The sequence below is a fragment of the Pseudomonas sp. Wu6 genome (genome assembly GCF_019891515.1).
GTDB classification, from domain to species: domain Bacteria; phylum Pseudomonadota; class Gammaproteobacteria; order Pseudomonadales; family Pseudomonadaceae; genus Aquipseudomonas; species Aquipseudomonas orientalis_A.
The window spans coordinates 56,648-71,904 of sequence record NZ_JAFLXH010000029.1 but is presented as its reverse complement, the minus strand read 5'-3'; the positions used below and the strand labels follow the sequence as shown (position 1 = coordinate 71,904).

9 protein-coding genes are annotated in these 15,257 nt (G+C 62.0%); 4 read left to right on the top strand and 5 right to left on the bottom strand.

All coding sequences use genetic code 11. From position 1 onward, the window contains the following. Nucleotides 1–81: 81 nt before the first annotated feature. The 4 genes from ligA to J1G34_RS19450 form a co-directional block, all read right to left on the bottom strand. Nucleotides 82–2,439 carry an NAD-dependent DNA ligase LigA gene (ligA, locus tag J1G34_RS19465; protein WP_222994504.1) on the bottom strand — a complete coding sequence of 786 codons (2,358 nt, stop codon included), beginning with the start codon at nucleotides 2,437–2,439 and terminating at the stop codon, nucleotides 82–84. 86 nt (nucleotides 2,440–2,525) lie between these two features. Beyond that, nucleotides 2,526–3,389 (bottom strand): cell division protein ZipA, encoded by an 864-nt coding sequence (gene zipA / locus J1G34_RS19460; protein ID WP_065892358.1) that lies wholly within the window; start codon nucleotides 3,387–3,389, stop codon nucleotides 2,526–2,528. 258 nt (nucleotides 3,390–3,647) lie between these two features. Continuing rightward, nucleotides 3,648–7,136 carry a chromosome segregation protein SMC gene (gene smc, locus J1G34_RS19455; protein WP_222994503.1) on the bottom strand — a complete coding sequence of 1,163 codons (3,489 nt, stop codon included), beginning with the start codon at nucleotides 7,134–7,136 and terminating at the stop codon, nucleotides 3,648–3,650. 2 nt (nucleotides 7,137–7,138) lie between these two features. After that, nucleotides 7,139–7,798 carry a GntR family transcriptional regulator gene (locus tag J1G34_RS19450; RefSeq protein ID WP_065934980.1) on the bottom strand — a complete coding sequence of 220 codons (660 nt, stop codon included), beginning with the start codon at nucleotides 7,796–7,798 and terminating at the stop codon, nucleotides 7,139–7,141. 280 nt (nucleotides 7,799–8,078) lie between these two features. Here J1G34_RS19450 and xdhA point away from each other — a divergent pair, with 280 nt between their 5' ends. From xdhA to guaD, 4 genes are all read left to right on the top strand, one after another. Continuing rightward, complete coding sequence (gene xdhA, locus J1G34_RS19445) at nucleotides 8,079–9,527, top strand: xanthine dehydrogenase small subunit (protein ID WP_222994502.1); 1,449 nt, start codon at nucleotides 8,079–8,081, stop codon at nucleotides 9,525–9,527. Then, nucleotides 9,520–11,919 carry a xanthine dehydrogenase molybdopterin binding subunit gene (gene xdhB / locus J1G34_RS19440; RefSeq protein WP_122561885.1) on the top strand — a complete coding sequence of 800 codons (2,400 nt, stop codon included), beginning with the start codon at nucleotides 9,520–9,522 and terminating at the stop codon, nucleotides 11,917–11,919. Before xdhA ends, xdhB begins: the two co-directional genes overlap by 8 nt. Nucleotides 11,920–12,037: 118 nt before the next feature. Further along, the gene (gene xdhC / locus J1G34_RS19435; protein WP_222994501.1) at nucleotides 12,038–12,880 is read left to right on the top strand and encodes a xanthine dehydrogenase accessory protein XdhC; all 843 of its coding nucleotides are present in this window, start codon (nucleotides 12,038–12,040) and stop codon (nucleotides 12,878–12,880) included. A gap of 7 nt (nucleotides 12,881–12,887) precedes the next feature. Then, entirely contained in the window at nucleotides 12,888–14,192 is a 1,305-nt protein-coding gene (guaD, locus tag J1G34_RS19430) for a guanine deaminase (RefSeq protein ID WP_222994500.1), read from the top strand. 139 nt (nucleotides 14,193–14,331) lie between these two features. Here guaD and J1G34_RS19425 read toward each other — a convergent pair whose 3' ends face one another. Further along, the gene (locus J1G34_RS19425; RefSeq protein ID WP_065887865.1) at nucleotides 14,332–15,096 is read right to left on the bottom strand and encodes a GntR family transcriptional regulator; all 765 of its coding nucleotides are present in this window, start codon (nucleotides 15,094–15,096) and stop codon (nucleotides 14,332–14,334) included. Between the last annotated feature and the right edge of the window lie 161 nt (nucleotides 15,097–15,257).

Genomic DNA, 15,257 nt, shown 5'->3' with positions numbered 1-15,257 from the left:
TTGACGCTCTGCGTCATGCCTTGGAAGAGCGGACGCGGAGCGTCCAGGGCAGCATTCCCACGCGGAGCGTGGGAACGATCGTCAGACGGGAATGTTGTGCTTGGCGAGGAAAGCGACGAACGCCTCTTCGTCGAGCACTTTGAGCCCCAGTTCGCTGGCCTTGGCCAATTTGGAACCGGCGCCCGGCCCGGCCACCACGCAGTGGGTCTTGGCCGAAACGGAACCGGCCACCTTGGCGCCCAGGCTTTCGAGTTTGTCCTTGGCCACGTCGCGGCTCATCAACTCCAGGGAGCCGGTGAGCACCCAGGTGTGTCCGGCTTCCGGCAGGCCTTCGACGACCTTTTTCTCGCTCTGCCAGTGCATGCCGAAGTCCTTGAGCTGCTGCTCGATGGCCAGGGCGCGGTTGGCGTTGTCTTCGCTATCAAAAAAGTCGCGCACAGCCTTGGCCTGCTTCTCGGGCAGGGCCTGGCGCATGTCCAGCCAGTCGGCCTTGATCACGCCTTCGAGGCTGCCGAACTTGTCCGCCAGTTTCTGCGCCGCGCCCGGCCCCACGGAGGGCACGTGCAGCTTGTCGAGCAGGCCGCCCAGGGTGGTGCTGGCGGCGAACTCGGCGCTCAGGTCGCCCTGCTCCTGCAATTGCAGGGCGCATTCATCGGGCGACAGCAGCGCGCCAATCACCTCCTGGTTATGGCTGTCTTCAAAGAAGCTGTGGATTTCGTGCGCCACTTCCAGGCCCACGTCCGGCAAGTACGTCAGCACTTCCGGCAAGGCCTTCTGCACCCGCTCCAGGGACGCCAGGGAGCGCGCCAGCACCTTAGCGGTCTCCTCGCCCACATCGGGAATGCCCAGGGCGTAGATAAACCGCGCCAGGGTCGGCGTCTTGCTGTTTTCGATGGCGGCGATCAGCTTTTTGCTGGAAATATCGGCAAAGCCTTCCAGGTCGATGATCTGCTCGTACTTGAGTTTGTAGAGGTCGGCCGGCGAGCCGATGAGTTTTTCATCCACCAGTTGTTCGATGGTCTTGTCGCCCAGGCCGTCAATGTCCATGGCGCGGCGCGAGACGAAATGAATGATCGCCTGCTTGAGCTGCGCGCCACAGGCCAGCCGCCCGACGCAGCGGTATACCGCGCCCTCGCTGACGGTTTCCTTGCCCTTGCTGCGCTTGACCAGTTGCGTGCGTTCCACGTGGGAGCCGCACACCGGGCAACTTTCGGGGATCTGCACCGCACGGGCATGTTCAGGACGACGCTCGGTAACCACCGAGACCACCTGCGGGATCACATCCCCGGCGCGGCGGATGATCACCGTGTCGCCGATCATCAGGCCCAGGCGCGCCACTTCGTCCATGTTGTGCAGGGTGGCGTTGGACACGGTCACCCCGGCGACCTTGACCGGTTTCAACCGCGCCACGGGCGTGACGGCGCCGGTACGACCGACCTGGAATTCCACGTCGAGCAACTCGGTCAGTTCTTCCATGGCCGGGAATTTATGCGCAATGGCCCAGCGCGGCTCACGGGCGCGGAAGCCCAGTTCCCGCTGGGCGGCAATACTGTTGACCTTGAACACCACCCCGTCGATCTCGTACGACAGGCTGTTGCGCCGCTCGCCGATGTCGCGGTAGTAGTCCAGGCATTCCTGAATGCCCTTGGCCAGTTTCAGTTCATGACTGATCGGCATGCCCCACTTTTGCAACTGCTTGAGGTTGCCGATATGGGTGTCACTGATGTCCGCCGTCACCTGGCCGATGCCATAGCAGCAGAATTCCAGCGGGCGGCTGGCGGTGATCTTCGAATCCAGCTGGCGCAGGCTGCCGGCCGCCGCATTGCGCGGGTTGGCGAAGGTCTTGCCGCCGACTTCCAGTTGCGAGGCGTTCAGGCGCTCGAAACCGGCCTTGGACATGAACACTTCACCGCGCACTTCCAGGGTGGCCGGCCAGCCGCTGCCGTGCAGCTTCAACGGGATGTTGCGCACGGTGCGCACATTGACGCTGATGTCTTCGCCGGTGGTCCCGTCGCCACGAGTGGCGCCGCGCACCAGTTCGCCATCCTGATACAACAGGCTGACCGCCAGGCCATCCAGCTTCGGCTCGCAACTGTATTCGACACTGGCGAACAAGTCCCCGGCCGGCAGATCCAGGCCCTCGGTCACACGGCGATCGAATTCCAGCATGGTCGATTCATCGAAGGCGTTACCGAGGCTGAGCATCGGGATTTCATGCCTGACTTGAGTAAACGCCGACAACGCCGCGCTGCCGACCCGCTGTGTCGGCGAATCACGCGTCACCAGTTCCGGATGTTCGGCTTCCAGGGCTTTGAGCTCATGGAACAGGCGGTCGTACTCAACGTCCGGAATGCTCGGCTCATCAAGGACGTGGTAACGGTAATTGTGCTGATCCAGTTCAGCGCGCAGTTCGAGGATGCGGGTACGGGCGGCGGTCATGGTGTTCTCTCAAAAAGCAAAAGAGCAGCCGAAGCTGCTCAAATGGTAGTGCGCTTATTCTATCCGACAACGCCGAGGCGTAATCCTCAGCGTTTTTGTGTCAGGGCGCGACGCTCGAACTCGACGATGCGCTGACGGTAATGCTCGATGGTCTGGGCGGTGAGGACGCTGCGTTGGTCGTCCTTGAGCTCGCCGTTGAGTTCCTGGGACAGCTTGCGGGCCGCGGCCACCATCACGTCGAACGCTTGCTTGGGGTGACGCGGGCCGGGCAGGCCGAGGAAGAAACTGACCGCCGGGGTGCTGAACAGGTCGATGTCGTCCAGATCGAAGGTGCCGGGCTTGACCGCGTTGGCCATGGAAAACAGCACTTCGCCGTTGCCGGCCATGCTTTCGTGACGGTGGAAAATATCCATCTCGCCAAAACGCAGGCCGCTCTCAAGAATGTTCTGCAACAGGGCCGGGCCTTTGAAGCCACCGGCATCGCGGCAGATCACACTGATTACCAGCACTTCTTCGGCGGCCGGCTGATCGTTGACCGATTGGCGCGATGGGGCCTTGCCGCCGTTTTCATCCGGGAAATCATCGTCGCGGCTGCTGAAGCTCGGGCCTTCGTCGACGTCCAAGTTCAGGTCGCCCTGATGCGGCTCGGCCACGCCGGCACTGCCGCGCTTGCCACGCTTGGACGACGGCTCGCGGGCCTCACGCACCGGCGCGCTCATCGACGGCAAGTCGTGCTCGTCCAGCTGCGGTTCCTTGTGGGTATCCAGCACACGGGGCGGCCCCAGCAGCTCAGCGCTGCCGTCGTCGTCAGGTAAGTTGGACAGGTTTCGGTCCAGGCGAAATTTAAGCTTGCCCTTGCCACCGCGCATGCGGCGCCAGCCATCAAAAAGAATACCGGCAATGACAATGATGCCGATGACGATCAGCCACTCGCGCAGACCGATTTCCATGTAATCCCGTGCCTCTAATAAAAAATGCTGAAAAATAAGGGGTTTAGCACCGTGCAAACCGCTTTAAAACGTGGCGCCAACTCTATGTTCTGACTGACGTTTTGCCCACGCATACGAAAAATTGACATTAAACTAGCACGACCAAAGATAACTTTACACCGTCTGTCAAAATGCCTTGAGCAAATATGTCCATTTGCCACTTTTCCCAGACCGGTAAACCATCCTACAGCGTGCTGTAAAATTCCTTCCTGACAGACCTCAGGATTCCACCATCGCCATCGCTTCTTCCACATCGACGGCGACCAAACGCGAACAGCCCGGCTCATGCATCGTCACGCCCATCAACTGATCGGCCATTTCCATGGCAATCTTGTTGTGGGTGATATAGATGAACTGCACCGTCTGGGACATCTCCTTGACCAGCCGAGCGTAGCGTCCAACGTTAGCGTCATCCAGCGGTGCATCGACCTCGTCGAGCATGCAGAACGGCGCCGGGTTCAGCTTGAAGATGGCAAATACCAGGGCCAGGGCCGTCAGGGCCTTTTCGCCGCCGGACAACAAATGGATGGTGCTGTTCTTCTTGCCCGGTGGCCGCGCCATGATCGTTACCCCTGTATCGAGTAGATCTTCGCCCGTCAGTTCCAAGTAGGCACTGCCACCACCGAAAACTTTTGGGAATAACGCCTGTAAACCGCCATTAATCTGATCAAAGGTATCCTTGAAGCGGTTGCGGGTTTCCTTGTCGATCTTGCGGATCACGTTTTCCAGGGTGTCCAGCGCTTCGACCAGGTCGGCGTTCTGGGCATCCAGATAACGTTTGCGCTCGGACTGCTGCTGGTACTCATCGATGGCCGCGAGGTTGATCGCGCCCAGTCGCTGGATACGCGCGGCAATGCGCTCAAGTTCTTCCTCGGCGTCTTTTTCGTTGGCCTGGGCGGTCAGCGTGTTGAGTACGCCGTGCAGGTCGTAGCCGTCTTCGAGCAACTGGTCCTGCAGGGTCTTACGGCGCACGGTCAGGGCTTGCCACTCCATCCGCTGTTGTTCGAGCTGACCGCGAATCAACTGGGATTGCTGTTCGGCCGTGGTCCGGCGCTTTTCAGCCTCGCGCAGTTCGCGGTCGGCGTCCTCCAGGGCGATCTGCGCGGTCTTGAGTTCTTCGTCGACGCTCATGCGCTTGTCGAGCAACTCTTCAAGCTTGAGGCGCAGCTCTTCCAGCGGCGCTTCGCCCTCCTCCAGGTTGAGGCTCAGTTGCTCGCGCTTTTCGGTGAGGCGTTCCGATTGCATCTCCAGGCGCTCAAGGGCCTGGGCCGTGGACGTGTGCTGGGCGCGCAGCGAGCCGAGGCGCACCGCCAGTTGGTGCGCGTGGTCCTTGTGCTGGCGGGCTTCCTGGCGCACGCGGTCGAGGCGTTCGCGCAGGCTGTCGCGCTGGGCCAGCAGCAGTTCGCGCTGCTCGGTGTCCAGGGCCATGCTGTCGAGGGCTTCCTGCAACAGCAGGCGCGCTTCGCCGATCTGTTCGTGCTCCAGGGCACGCTGCTCGCCCATTTCGGCGACTTCTTCGTCAAGGCGGGTGCGGCGCAGGGTCAGTTGCTCGACCTTGGCTTTGCTCGCCGACAGTTGCGCTTTCAATTCGCCTTGCTGGCGCGCTTCGTCCTGTAACAGACGGCGCAGATGTTCGCGGCCTGTCTCTTGCTGGCGCTGGGTGGCGCGCAGGGTTTGCAGTTCGGTTTCCAGGCTTTCGAGGGTGGCCTCGCGCTCTTCACGCTCGGCGCTCAGGTTGACGATTTCCTGGCCACGGGCCAATACACCGCTTTCGGCCTCACTGGCACGGCGCACGCGCAGGAAGTGGCGGCCGACCCAATAGCCGTCGCGACTGATCAGGCTTTCGCCGGCCGCTAACTGGCCGCGTTGGGCCAGGGCCTGCTCCAGTGATTCGACCGGTTTGACCTGGCCCAACCACGGCGACAGGTCAATCGCCGCCTCGACCTTGTCCAGCAGGCTGCCCGGCACCCGCGTGCAATCGGCTGCGGGACTGAGCAGGCGCAGGTCGCCCTGGGTGAAACCGGCCAGGTCGAAGCCGCCGAAATCATCCACCAGCACCGCTTGCAGATCGGCGCCCAGCACGGTTTCCACCGCCAGCTCCCAACCGGCCTCGACCTTCAAGCCTTCGGCCAGGCGCGGGCGCTCGGCCAGGTGCTGGTCGCGCAGCCATTCGGCGGTGCCGGTGCCGGGGTCCAGCGCGGCTTGCTGCAAGGCTTCCAATGAAGCCAGCCGCCCGTTGAGGCGCTGCAGATCGCCCTGGGCCTGTTGCTGCGCCTGGGTCGCGGTGTGCAATTGCTGGCGCAATTGCTCGAGGCGTTCCACTTGCTGCGTTTCGCTGGCCTCGAGCTCTTCGAGGGTCATTTCGCTTTCGGCCAGTTGCTCGCTCAACTGCATGATCGCCGCGTCTTCCGGGTCGGCGGCGAGCAACACGCGCTCTTCCTGCAGGCGGCGCTGGCGTTCAGCCAGGCGCTCCATGCTGGTTTCCAGTTGCTGGATACGCGACTGCTGCACCTCGGCCTGGCGCCGCGGTTCGGCGGATTTGAGGTTGAACGTGTCCCACTGTTCCTGCCAGCCGTGCATGCCGGTTTCGGCTTCTTCCAGGGCGGCGGCGGCTTCTTCGGCGGCGGCGCTGGTGATTTCCTGCTCGGGGGTGAGCATGTCCAGCTCTTCGCCCAGGGTCAGCAGCAAGGTACGGTCGTGGCCCAGGTGCGATTCGGTCTCCAGGCGTGCGCGCTCGGCTTCCTTCAGATCGTCCTGCAACTGGCGCAGGCGTTGCTGGCCGTGCTGGATGCTCTGTTCGACCCGGGCAATATCACCGCCCACCGAATAGAAGCGGCCCTGCACCAGATTGAAGCGTTCGGACAGTTCATGGTGCCCGTCCCGCAGGCGTTCGATGCTGGCGTCGGCGTTGCGCTGCTCGGCCACCAGCGCTTCAAAGCTGACTTCCTGGGTGCCGATGATCGCTTCGCGCTGGCCGACCTGGTCGTTCAGCGCCTGCCAGCGCAGGGCCGACAGTTGTGCCTTGAGCTGGCGCTCTTCGGCCTTGTATTCCTGATACTTCTCGGCCGCCTGCGCCTGGCGGTGCAGGCGCTCCAACTGGCGCTCCAGCTCTTCGCGCAGGTCGGTCAGGCGGGCGAGGTTTTCATGGGTGCGGCGGATGCGGTTTTCGGTCTCGCGGCGGCGCTCCTTGTATTTGGAGATGCCGGCCGCTTCCTCGATAAAGTTGCGCAGGTCTTCGGGCTTGGCTTCGATCAGCTTGGAGATCATGCCCTGCTCGATGATCGAGTAACTGCGCGGGCCCAGGCCTGTGCCGAGGAAGATATCGGTGATGTCGCGTCGACGGCATTTGGTGCCGTTGAGGAAATAACTGTTCTGGCTGTCGCGCGTGACTTTACGGCGAATGGAGATTTCCGCGTAGGCCGCGTACTCGCCGACCAGGGTGCCGTCGGAGTTGTCGAACACCAGCTCGATGCTGGCCTGGCTCACCGGTTTGCGGCTGGTGGAACCGTTGAAGATGACGTCGGTCATCGACTCGCCGCGCAGGTTTTTCGCCGAACTCTCGCCCATCACCCAGCGCACGGCGTCGATAATATTCGACTTGCCGCAGCCATTGGGCCCGACCACCGCCGCCATGTTACTGGGGAAGTTCACCGTGGTCGGGTCGACGAAGGATTTGAACCCCGCCAGTTTGATGCACTTGAGCCGCACGTTTAGGCGTCCGCCAACGCTGCGATGACCAGCGAGCTGCTGCGCTGGCAGTAAGCCGACAGCACCAGGCGGATCTGCGCCAGGTCGCGGGCCAGCACGGCAGCGAGCAGTTGTTCGAACAGCGCGAGGTACTCGCTCATTTCCGCCTTGCGCTGGTCAAGGGCCAGGTAATAGGCGCGGTTCATCGCCGGCTGCAGGTTCTCGACGGTTTCCTGCAGGTACGGATTGTTGGCGAAGGGGTACGCGGCGCGCATCACATTGAAGCTTTCTTCGACAAAGGCGCGGATGTCCTGGCGCTCGTAGCTGGCCATCAGGCGCTGCTGGATTTGCAGGAATGGCGCCATGTCGGCCTGGGTCTGCCAGCCTTCGGCCACTGCATTGCCAAGCAGGATGTACATCTCGCCCATCAACGTGCACAGGCTCTGCACCTTGTGTGCGGTGAGTTCGGTGACGTGAGCGCCACGGCGCGGCAGGATCGCGATCAGGTGCCGGCGTTCGAGGATCAGCAAGGCTTCGCGCACGGAACCACGGCTGACATTCAGCGCCAGCGTGACCTTCTGTTCCTGGATCCGCTCCCCAGGCTTGAGATCGCCGCGAATGATACGTTCGGCGAGGTGGTGAGCGATTTGCTCGGCGAGACTGTCCGGCGCCTTGAACGTCATGTTTTCCCTTCAAAATCTTCTATCGGTACAAGCGCGGCAGTGTAGCGCATTGGCCCGCTGATGGCGCTACGCCCACGGTGGCGAATTTGGCATGAAACACGCAAGCCTGAACCGCCATAAGCCCCTGAAAACAACGGTTCCAGAAGACTGGACCATAATTGAATGTGTTGTGACCGGATTTTCTTGACCCTTAGGTCAGAAAACCATTGACCGAAAAGTCAGACATGACTAGATTCGGCGCAAAGCGGTTAACAACAATAATGAGTCTGCGAGGCCTTCCGTGATCCAGTTTTTACTTAACCAGGAACTCCGTAGCGAGCACGCCCTGGACCCCAACCTGACCGTGCTCAACTATTTGCGTGAGCATGTGGGCAAATCCGGAACCAAGGAAGGCTGCGCCAGCGGCGACTGCGGTGCGTGCACCGTGGTGGTCGGCGAGTTGCACCGCAACGATCAAGGCGTTGAGCAGATCCGTTATCGCAGCCTCAATTCGTGCCTGACCTTTGTCTCGTCGTTGCACGGCAAGCAACTGATCAGTGTCGAAGACCTCAAGCATCAGGGCCAACTGCACAGCGTGCAGCAGGCGATGGTCGAGTGCCACGGCTCGCAGTGCGGCTTTTGCACCCCGGGCTTCGTGATGTCGTTGTTTGCCCTGCAAAAGAACAGCGACGCGCCCGACAGCCAGAAAGCCCACGAAGCCCTGGCCGGCAACCTGTGCCGCTGCACCGGTTACCGCCCGATTCTGGCGGCGGCCGAACAGGCCTGTTGCAACAAGCCCCAGGACCAGTTCGACAGCCGTGAAGCCCAGACCATCGCGCAGCTCAAGGCGATTGCACCAACGCAAACCGGCGAACTCAACAGCGGCGATAAACGCTGCCTGGTGCCGTTGACGGTCGCCGACCTGGCCGATCTCTACGACGCCTACCCGCAAGCCCGCCTGCTGGCCGGCGGCACCGACCTGGCGCTGGAAGTCACCCAGTTCCATCGCACCCTGCCGGTGATGATCTACGTGGGCAATATCGAAGAGATGAAGCGCATCGAATCCTTCGATGACCGCCTGGAAATCGGCGCCGCCACCGCCCTCTCCGACTGCTACACCGCGCTGCACCACGAATACCCCGATTTTGGCGACTTGCTGCACCGCTTCGCCTCCCTGCAGATCCGCAACCAGGGCACCCTGGGCGGCAATATCGGCAACGCCTCGCCCATCGGCGATTCACCGCCGCTGCTGATCGCCCTCGGTGCGCAGATTGTGCTGTGCAAGGGCCAGACCCGCCGTACCCTGGCGCTGGAAGACTACTTTATCGACTACCGCGTCACTGCCCGCCAGGACAGCGAATTCATCGAGAAGATCATCGTGCACAAGGGCCATTCACTGTTTCGCGCCTACAAGGTGTCCAAGCGTTTGGACGATGACATCTCCGCTGTGTGCGCCGCCTTCAACCTGAAGCTCGACAACGGTGTGATCAGCGAGGCCCGCGTCGCCTTCGGCGGCATGGCCGCTACCCCCAAGCGCGCCAGGCACTGCGAAACGGTACTGGTCGGCGCCACCTGGAACGCCGCTACCGTGGAAAAAGCCTGCGCCGCCCTGGCCGAGGACTTCACCCCGCTGTCGGACTTCCGCGCCAGCAAGGAATACCGCCTGCTCAGCGCGCAGAACCTGCTGCGCAAATACTTCATCGAACTGCAAACGCCGCACATCGAGACTCGGGTGACCGCTTATGTCTAACCATCACGCCGTGGTAAAAACCCAGGCCGAACTGGCCGAGCTGTTCGCCCAGGACCTGACCTCCGGCGTCGGCCGCAGCGTCAAGCATGACAGCGCCGCCAAGCATGTCAGCGGCGAGGCGCAGTACATCGACGACCGCCTCGAATTTCCCAACCAGTTGCACCTGTATGCGCGCATGTCCGACCGCGCCCACGCGAAAATCCTCAGCATCGACACCGCGCCCTGCTATGCCTTCGACGGCGTGCGCATCGTGATTACCCACGAAGACGTACCGGGCCTCAAGGACATCGGCCCATTGATGCCCGGCGATCCGTTGCTGGCCATCGACACCGTGCAGTTCGTCGGCCAGGTGGTGCTGGCCGTGGCCGCCCGCGATCTTGAGACCGCGCGTAAAGCCGCGATGGCGGCGGTGATCGAATACGAAGACCTGGAGCCGGTGCTGGATGTGGTCGAGGCGTTTCGCAACAAACACTTCGTGCTCGACAGCCACACCCATCAACGCGGTGATGCGGCCGGCGCGCTGGCGAGCGCGAAACACCGTATCCAGGGCACGCTGCATATCGGCGGCCAGGAGCATTTCTACCTGGAGACGCAGATTTCCTCGGTAATGCCCACCGAAGACGGCGGCATGATCGTCTACTGCTCCACGCAAAACCCCACCGAAGTGCAGAAACTGGTGGCCGAAGTGCTCGATGTGTCGATGAACAAGATCGTCGTCGACATGCGCCGCATGGGCGGCGGGTTTGGCGGCAAGGAAACCCAGGCCGCCAGCCCCGCCTGCCTGTGCGCGGTGGTGGCACGCCTCACCGGGCAACCGACCAAGATGCGCCTGCCGCGGGTCGAAGACATGCTGATGACCGGCAAGCGCCACCCTTTCTACATCGAATATGACGTGGGCTTTGACGACAACGGCCGTTTGAACGGCATCAACCTGGAGCTGGCCGGCAATTGCGGCTGTTCGCCGGACCTGTCCAACTCGATTGTCGACCGCGCGATGTTCCACGCCGATAACGCGTATTACCTGGGCGATGCCACAGTCAACGGCCATCGCTGCAAGACCAATACGGCTTCGAACACGGCTTATCGTGGCTTCGGCGGCCCCCAGGGCATGGTCGCCATCGAGGAAGTGATGGACGCCATCGCCCGCCATCTGGCGCTGGACCCACTGGCCGTGCGCAAGGCCAACTACTACGGCAAGACCGAGCGCAACGTCACCCACTACTACCAGACCGTCGAGCACAACATGCTCGAAGAAATGACCGCCGAGCTGGAGGCGAGCAGCCAATACGCCGAGCGCCGCGAAGCGATTCGCCTGTACAACGCCCACAGCCCGATCCTGAAAAAGGGCCTGGCGCTGACCCCGGTCAAATTCGGCATCTCGTTTACCGCGAGCTTTCTCAACCAGGCCGGCGCGCTCATTCATATCTACACCGACGGCAGCATTCACCTGAACCATGGCGGAACCGAAATGGGCCAGGGCCTGAACACCAAGGTCGCCCAGGTGGTGGCCGAAGTGTTCCAAGTCGACATCGACCGCGTGCAGATCACCGCGACCAACACCGACAAAGTGCCGAACACCTCGCCAACCGCGGCGTCCAGCGGTGCCGACCTGAACGGCAAGGCCGCCCAGAACGCCGCCGAAACCATCAAGCAGCGCCTGGTGGAATTTGCCGCACGCAAGTACGACGTCAGCGAAGCGGATGTGGAATTTCGCAACGGCCATGTGCGCGTGCGTGAGCAGATCCTGAGCTTCGAGGCGCTGATCCAGCAGGCGTATTTCGCCCAGGTCTCGCTGTCGAGCACCGGCTTCTACAAGACCCCGAAGATTTTCTATGACCGCAGCCAGTCGCGCGGACGGCCTTTCTATTACTTCGCCTTCGGCGCGGCCTGCTGCGAGGTGATCGTCGACACCCTGACCGGCGAATACAAGATGCTGCGCACCGACATCCTCCACGACGTGGGCGCCTCGTTGAACCCGGCCATCGACATCGGCCAGGTGGAAGGCGGGTTCATCCAGGGCATGGGCTGGCTGACCATGGAAGAGCTGGTGTGGAACAACAAGGGCAAGCTGATGACCAATGGCCCGGCCAGCTACAAGATCCCGGCGGTGGCCGACATGCCGCTGGACCTGCGGGTGAAGCTGGTGGAAAACCGCAAGAACCCCGAAGACACTGTGTTCCATTCCAAGGCCGTGGGCGAGCCGCCGTTCATGCTCGGGATTGCTTCGTGGTGCGCGATCAAGGATGCGGTGGCGAGCCTGGGTGACTATCGCCAGCAGCCGAAGATCGACGCGCCGGCCACGCCCGAGCGGGTGTTGTGGGGGTGTGAGCAGATGCGCAAGTTGAGCGCCGCTGTGGCGGTGGATACCGAAACCGAGTTGGCTTCGCTCTAGACCGAGGCGCTGCCATCGGGGGCAAGCCCCCTCCCACATTTTGAACTGTGAATACCTTCAAGTGTGGGAGGGGGGCTTGCCCCCGATGACGGCCTGACAGACACCACAAGAGGTGACTATGAACAACTGGATCAGCGCCCTCGCCGACCTGCAGAACCAGGGCGAGCCCTGCGTACTGGTGACCATCATCGAAGAGCTCGGCTCCACGCCGCGCAACGCCGGTTCGAAGATGGTAATCAGTGCCGCGCAGACCTTCGACACCATCGGCGGCGGGCACCTGGAATACAAGGCGATGCAGATCGCCCGCGAGATGCTCGCCCGTGGCCAGCAGAACACCCACCTGGAGCGCTTCAGCCTCGGCGCGAGCCTGGGCCAGTGCTGTGGTGGCGTCACCGTGCTGCTGTTCGAACCGATGGGCCAGGTGCAGGCGCACATCGCGGTATTCGGTGCCGGCCACGTGGGGCGTGCGCTGGTGCCGTTGCTGGCGAGCCTGCCGTGCCGGGTGCGCTGGATCGATGCCCGTGAGCAGGAATTCCCGGGGAACATCCCGCAAGGCGTGCGTAAAATCGTCAGCGAAGAGCCGGTCGACGAAATCGCCGACTTGCCGGCGGGCAGTTACTGCATCGTCATGACCCACAACCACGCGCTGGACCTGGAACTCACCGCCGCCCTGCTCAAGCGCAATGACTTCGCCTACTTCGGCCTGATCGGCTCGAAAACCAAACGCGTCAAGTTCGAACACCGCCTGCGCGATCGCGGCTTCGATGCCGCGCAACTGCAACGCATGCGCTGCCCCATGGGCCTCACCGAGGTGAAGGGCAAATTGCCGGTGGAGATTGCCATCTCCATCGCCGGCGAAATCATCGCCACCTATAACGCCAATTTCGGCCAGCACACCGCCAGCGCCGAGCCCATTGCCAAATTGCTGCCGGTGTCACGCCGCAGCCAAGCTATCAATTGAGATCACCATGCCTTTGACCCGCAAAGCCTACCGCGCCGCCATCCTGCACAGCATCGACGACCCTGCCATCGTGGGCATTGAAGCGTCCTACGAATATTTCGAAGACGGCCTGCTGGTGATCGATAACGGCCAGATCAGTGCACTCGGCCATGCCAGCGACCTGCTGCCGACGTTGCCCGCTGACATCGATATCACTCACTACCAGGATGCATTGATCACCCCCGGCCTGATCGACACCCACATCCACCTGCCGCAGACCGGCATGGTCGGCGCCTATGGCGAGCAGTTGCTGGACTGGCTCAACACCTACACCTTCCCCTGTGAAAGCCAGTTCGCCGACAAGGCCCACGCCGAGGAAGTCGCGGACATTTTCATCAAGGAACTGCTGCGCAACGGCACCACCACCGCGCTGGTGTTCGGCAGTGTGCATCCGCAGTCGGTGAACGCGTTCTTTGAAGCGGCCGAAAAACTCGACCTGCGCATGATCGCCGGCAAGGTGATGATGGATCGCAATGCGCCGGACTACCTGACCGACACGCCGCAATCGGGCTACCAGGAAAGCAAGGCGCTGATCGAGCGCTGGCACGGCAAGGGCCGCCTGCACTATGCCGTCACGCCGCGCTTTGCGCCGACCAGCACGCCGGAGCAACTGACGCTGGCCGGGCAACTGCTGGGCGAGTACCCGGACCTGTACATGCAGACCCACATCAGTGAGAACATGCAGGAAGTCGAATGGGTGAAGGAGTTGTTTCCGGAGCGCAAAGGCTATCTGGATGTGTACGACCACTACAAATTGCTGGGCGAACGCTCGGTGTTTGCTCACGGCGTGCATCTGTGTGACGACGAGTGTGCCCGGCTGGCGCAGACCGGCTCGGCCGTGGCGTTCTGCCCGACGTCGAACCTGTTCCTCGGCAGTGGCCTGTTCAACCTGCCGATGGCCGAGAAGCACACACTGAATGTCGGCCTGGGCACCGACGTGGGCGGCGGCACCAGCTTCTCGCTGCTGCAAACGCTGAATGAAGCCTACAAGGTCATGCAATTGCAGGGCGCGCGGTTGAGCCCGTTCAAGTCGCTGTACCTGGCCACCCTGGGCGGCGCGCGGGCGTTGCGCCTGGAAGACCGGATCGGCACTTTGCAGCCGGGCACGGACGCGGACTTCCTGGTGCTGGACTACAACGCCACGCCGCTGCTCAGCTACCGCTTGAAGCAGGCCAATAACATTGCCGAGACGTTGTTTGTGCTGATGACACTGGGGGATGATCGGGCGGTATTGCAGACCTACGCGGCCGGCAATCTGGTGCACCAACGCTAATTTCAGAGGCACCAAAAAACCAATGTGGGAGGGGGCTTGCCCCCGATTGCGGTGGATCAGCCAACCTATGCATTGACTGACACACTGCTATCGGGGGCAAGCCCCCTCCCACATTTTTATCCCCGGTGAATCAGGGAAATTACAGTTTTACCGAAGAGCGCCCCGCCTTCTTGGTCTGCAACAGATGCGAGAACACCGCATGCAAATCATCCGATGCACTTTCCTCATCGAGGTTGAGCTTGCTGTCGATGTGATCCATGTGATGCATCATCAAATCCACCGCCAGTACCGCATCCCGGGCTTCGATCGCGTCGATCAGCTGGGTGTGCTCATCGTAGGAACAGTGCGAGCGGTTGCCGCTTTCGTACTGGGCGATGATCAATGAGGTCTGGGACACCAGGCTGCGCTGGAAGCTGATCAGCGGCGCATTCTTCGCCGCTTCGGCCAGCTTCAGGTGAAATTCGCCGGAGAGGCGAATACCGGCGCCACGGTCACCACGGGAGAAACTGTCGCGTTCGTCGTTGACCATCTGGCGCAACTCGGCCAGTTGTTCGGCGGTGGCGTGCTGCACCGCCAACTCGGTGATCGCCCGCTCCACCAGACGCCGCGCCATGAACACCTGGCGGGCTTCATCGACGCTCGGGCTGGCGACGACCGCGCCACGATTGGGCCGCAGCAACACCACACCCTCATGGGCCAGGCGCGACAACGCGCGGCGAATGATGGTACGGCTCACGCCGAAGATTTCGCCCAGTGCCTCTTCACTCAATTTGGTGCCAGGTGCCAGGCGTTGTTCGAGGATCGCCTCGAAGATATGCGCGTAGACGATATCGTCCTGGGTTCCGCTGCGACCGGTCTTGCCGGCGCGCGGTTGTTTCTTGAGAGGTTGCAACTGTTCGTTCATGGGCACTCGGGTAGGGAGAACGGCGGCGAATTAACGGTAATACGACAACTTTAAGGTAATACGGCAACAGGGAGTCGCTGGCAAGTATCGCCTGAAAACACGGCACATTGTACACAACCCAATGCGCCAACACACTGTACGGCTGTTTGCGGCGCCGGCTG